Source organism: Microcystis sp. M53598_WE2 (assembly GCF_030067735.1).
GTDB lineage: Bacteria > Cyanobacteriota > Cyanobacteriia > Cyanobacteriales > Microcystaceae > Microcystis > Microcystis aeruginosa.
This window is the reverse complement of the sequence record NZ_JASJFE010000113.1, coordinates 1-1310: the sequence shown is the minus strand read 5'-3', so window position 1 is coordinate 1310 and position 1310 is coordinate 1. Positions and strand designations below refer to the sequence as shown.

1 protein-coding gene and 1 pseudogene are annotated in these 1310 nt (G+C 41.4%); one reads left to right on the top strand and one right to left on the bottom strand.

The window, feature by feature from the left end; all coding sequences use genetic code 11:
• Positions 1-249: pseudogene (locus PX636_RS02625) on the top strand (methionine ABC transporter ATP-binding protein); the annotation flags it as partial.
• A 2-nt stretch (positions 250-251) separates the two neighbouring features.
• Here PX636_RS02625 and PX636_RS02620 read toward each other — a convergent pair.
• A complete protein-coding gene (locus tag PX636_RS02620) occupies positions 252-1022 on the bottom strand; it encodes a class II glutamine amidotransferase (RefSeq protein ID WP_353851857.1) in 771 nt (256 codons plus the stop codon).
• Positions 1023-1310: the final 288 nt, after the last annotated feature.

The window sequence follows — 1310 nt, the reverse complement described above, 5'->3', positions numbered from 1 at the left end:
GATGAACCCACCTCCGCTCTAGATACAGGCACGGCCACCAGGTTATTAGAAGTATTAAACAATCAAAGTTCAATGACGATAATTATGGTCAATCATCAACTGGATTTGTTAGAGGAATTTGCCGAGAGAGTTATTTATCTAGAAGCGGGAAAAATTGGTTCAGATTGCCTCGCCCATCAATTAGATTGGTTAGGACTAAAAACTCAGTTAATTGATTTAGAAAAATCTCGGCAAAGTGACCACTGGTAAGATTAACTTAAAATTGCTGCGCCCTCCTGAAAAACTAATAATTCTCCTGAATTAATCGTTGTCCAAACTTCATTATCAGTTAAGGGAGTAGTAGCAATAATTGCTACTTGATCGCCTGGACGAGCTAAAGCTTGAAAATCAACGCTAACATCTTCATCAATTAAATGAGCGGCGGCAAAAGGATACTGACGGATTATATAGCTTAATTTAGTTGAACAATGGGCAAAAAAATGTTCACCATCGGATAAAAGATAATTAAAAATACCTTGACAAGCGATAGAATTTGTGATAGTTTTTAGGACTTGATAAAGTTGTTCTAGGGAAGGTTTGCCCTGGGGAAAAGTCTCTCGCAGGGTATTAAGAATTAAACAGAAAGCTTTTTCCGAATCCGTGTCCCCAACCGGTTGATAAAAATCTCCCGCAGCCGGTGAGAAATTTTCTAAATTACCATTATGGGCAAAAACCCAATATTTTCCCCACAATTCCCGCCGAAAAGGATGACAGTTTTCTAATTTAATTTCTCCTTGGGTAGCTTTGCGAATATGGGCGATAACATTGGTAGAATGGATGGGATAGTTTTTAATTAATTCCGCAATCGGAGAAGCGATCGAGGGTTTAACATCAATAAAAGTTCGACAACCTAAACCCTCAAAAAAGGCGATTCCCCAACCGTCTCGATGTTCGTCGGTTTTTCCCCCCCGCGCACAAAATCCCTCAAAGGAAAAACAGATATCCGTGGGGACATTACAATTCATGCCTAGAAGTTGACACATAGTTGCTTGAGTTTGAATATCAGATGCCGGCAAAATTACTTACTGCCAGCAGCCGTGACAGGAGACAGGAGAATTTTTTCCAGCTGCCTCTTGCCTATCCTAGCTAAGAAATTAATCTGGCACTAAGTAGGTAGGTGTTAAAAACTGTCAGACACCCCCCTTATCAAGGCTGACAGGGGGGATCAAACCCCCTCAAGGTAAGGTTGATTGTCGGTAGGTGTTAAAAACTGTCAGACACCCCCCTTATCAAGGGGGGCAGGGGGGATCAAACCCCCTCAAGGTAAGGTT